The sequence below is a fragment of the Parafrankia colletiae genome (assembly GCF_001854655.1).
Taxonomy (GTDB): Bacteria; Actinomycetota; Actinomycetes; order Frankiales; family Frankiaceae; genus Parafrankia; species Parafrankia colletiae.
On the sequence record NZ_MBLM01000074.1, the window covers coordinates 1 to 3,161 of the forward strand.

A 3,161-nucleotide genomic window follows, 5' to 3' on the forward strand; every position below is an offset into this window, starting at 1 on the left:
CAGTCCCACGTGCCCACAGACCATCCAGCTCCGCCGCCCACGCCTCCACCACCACAACCCAGATCATCTACCACAGGCGACACAAGTGCCGTTGCGCCACTGGCAGCTGGTCATGCTGGCGTTCACCTTCAGCCTGCTGAGCGCGCCACCCTCCGACCACGCCCAGGAAACACCCCGCGAGGACCGCAAGGCGGCGGGGRAAAATCCACGGCGCCGCATCGTCTGGCAGGACACACTGCGACAGGTCCGCGGCTGGCTGAGCCCCTGGGCGCGTCTGCAGCTGTACTGGCACCGCTGGTCGACCGCCCCACCCCCACCAGAACTGGCAGCACTGCTTGACCACGTGGGCCACTCCCACCCACTGGTCGCCCCAACCTGACCAACCAGCGTGAAGGCTGCGACCGTCGGTTTCCTCGACTTCCCGCATGCCGTCCAGGCCGTGCGGATCATCCGCTGGCGGCGGGTGAAAGGACGCAGACCCAGCCGCGAGACCGTCTACGTGATCACCGATCATCCCGCCGAGACCGCCAGCCCCGCTCTCCTCGCCGCCCGCGCCCGCCGCCACTGGCACGTCGAGAACAAGGTCCACTACGTCCGCGACGTGTCGTTCGGCGAGGACGCCTCCACTCTGCGCACCGGCAACATCCCGACCAACCACACCACCCCGACCGCCGCACTCGATCTCCACGGCTTCCCGTGACAAAACAGGTCAGACCGCGAATACGCCGGAGCCCTTGCCCACAGGCCGGGCGGAGGGAACCTGCACAAGCTACGGCTGAAGAGCCCGCAGCATACGGGCCCGCCAGGACCCGCGGCCAGCACGATCGCCCCGTCGTCGCGGATCAGCGCACGCGCGCCGCCGAGAATGGTCTTGCCGTCTCCCGAAACGAGCCGCGAACCACCGCGGAAACATGTGAGGTCGGTCGCCACCGGGGTATCGGCAGAGTCATGGATCACACCCAGGACCTGTTCTCGACGCGCTCGCGGATTATCACCGTTCGGGTAGGTACGGGTTCACCCCGCCAGGTCACAAACAGGGCCTCGGCGCTGATCCGCGAGTGAGGGCGGTCCTCGGCGCGGATACTTTCCGCGCCGATGTTCTGGCCACCTCAGGTCTGGACGACCGGCAGACCTCGGGCGGGTTCGTCGCGGAGGCCGAGGAACTCATGGCCGACGCGGTGGGGGCCGAACAGGCGTTCTTCTCGACCTGTGGCAGCTCCCTGTCGGTGAAGGCGGCGATGCTCGCGGTGGCGGGCGGCCGGGGAGAGTTGCTGGTGGGGCGCGACGCGCACAAGTCGGTGATCGCTGGGCTGATCCTGTCCGGCATGCGGCCTCGGTGGGTCCGTCCGCGCTGGGACGGGAGGCTCCACCTGGCACATCCGTCGTCCGCGGCGGAGGTGGAGGCGTGCTGGGAATGCTGGCCGGACGTCGCGGGCATGCTGGTCACAAGCCCGACTCCCTACGGCACCTGCGCCGACATCGCGACCATCGCCGAGGTCTGTCACCAGCGGGGCCGTCCGCTGATCGTGGACGAGGCCTGGGGCGCGCACCTTCCCTTCCATGAGGATCTTCCGACCTGGGCGATGGACGCCGGCGCCGACGTCTGTGTGGTGAGCGTGCACAAGATGAGTGCCGGCTTCGAACAGGGATCGGTCTTCCACCTACAGGGCGATCTGGTCGACCCGGTCCGGTTGCGTGCCTGCGCGGATCTGCTTGYCACGACCAGCCCGAATGTCCTGCTGTATGCGGCGATGGACGGYTGGCGCCGGCAGATGGTGGAAGAGGGGCACGGCCTGCTGCAGTCCGCCCTTGATCTCGCCGCCGGCCTACGCCCTACCATCGACGGGCTGGACGGCCTGCGGGTGATGCACGACGAGTTCCTGGGTGTCGAGGCATCTCACGACCTTGACCGGCTGCAGATCGTGGTGGACACCGCTGGCCTGGGGATCAGCGGCGATCAGGCCACCGACTGGCTACACGAGCACACCCACCTTGACATGGGCCTGAGCGATCACCGGCGGATCAGCGCCCAGCTCACCTTCGCCGACGACTCCCACACCGGGGCGCGCCTGGTCACGGCCCTACGGGAGCTCGTCGACGCGGCACCGGCCCTGCCGCTCCCCACCCCGGTCGAGTTGCCGGACCCAACCGTCCTCGAACTCGAGACCGTCGACCTGCCACGAGACGCCTTCTTCGGCCCCACCGAGGCCGTGTGYCCGCGGGAGGCGGTGGGACGCATTGCGGCCGAACAGCTCACCCCCTACCCGCCCGGCATCCCCGTCGCTCTGCCCGGCGAGCGGATCAACGAGGCGGTGGTGCAGTATCTGCTTACCGTCGGCGCGGCGGGCATGGCGATACCCGACGCCGCGGATCCCGACCTGGCCACCCTCCGAGTAGCCCGCGGCTGACCGGCCAGGTGCGCCGCACCAGCCCGGCCGCGGGCAATCTCAGGCCCACCATCCCAGTGGCGGCATGGCCGCCGAGAGCTCTCGCGGCCGGATCACCGCTCGGAGACCGACAGCGAGAACGCGCCCAGGAATCCGACGAGAAGGATGAGGCCGATCGCCAGATGCGCCTCGTCGAACGCCTCCGGGATCATCGTGTCCGCAATCATGGTCAGGATGGCGCCCCCCGCCACGGCGGTCACTGCGGCGGCCAGCGGCAAGACCACTGATCAGCGGGATGGCGGTCCACAGGCCGAAGACGTAGCTCGGGGAACGGCCGGCCCGGCGCATACCCGCGGTGCTGGACAGCCCCTCGGGCACGTTGCTGACGAACACCGCCACGGTGACCGCGCTGACCGCCCCGCCACCCACCAGGCTCGCACCGATCACCACTGATGCGGGGATGGCGTCCAGCAGCGTGCTGAGAGCGAGCGCTGTGCCAGAACCCGCTTACTCACCTACCGAGGGCTGCTGCTCACAGTTACCTTGCTCGCAGGCCCGAAACGGGCCGTTCARGCCACCGTCTCCGGCATGACTGATCGCCCCTGTCGCTCATGACCTGGGGGGTGTTGTCACCGGAGGCGGCGGACGGACGTGACCGCTGRTAGAGACCTGGCGTGGGTGATGCCTGCTCGTAACGTGGCTGCCGGCGCGCTGTCCATGGTCGGCCTGGACCCCGCCACAGAAGGTGATCCACTTGGAGGAGACCGACAACCC

Annotated in this window: 1 protein-coding gene and 3 pseudogenes; 3 read left to right on the top strand and 1 reads right to left on the bottom strand. The window is 69.0% G+C overall.

Going from position 1 to position 3,161, the window contains the following annotated elements:
* The 3 genes and pseudogenes from CC117_RS09215 to CC117_RS40455 all read left to right on the top strand — a co-directional run.
* Positions 1–379: pseudogene (locus tag CC117_RS09215) on the top strand (hypothetical protein); the annotation flags it as partial.
* A 9-nt stretch (positions 380–388) separates the two neighbouring features.
* Positions 389–700 (top strand): transposase, encoded by a 312-nt coding sequence (locus CC117_RS09220; RefSeq protein ID WP_071083331.1) that lies wholly within the window; start codon positions 389–391, stop codon positions 698–700.
* A gap of 248 nt (positions 701–948) precedes the next feature.
* Positions 949–2,408: pseudogene (locus CC117_RS40455) on the top strand (aminotransferase class I/II-fold pyridoxal phosphate-dependent enzyme).
* Between the two features lie 92 nt (positions 2,409–2,500).
* Here the strand turns inward: CC117_RS40455 and CC117_RS40460 are convergent.
* Positions 2,501–2,891 (bottom strand): annotated as a pseudogene (locus CC117_RS40460) (ZIP family zinc transporter); the annotation flags it as partial.
* Between the last annotated feature and the right edge of the window lie 270 nt (positions 2,892–3,161).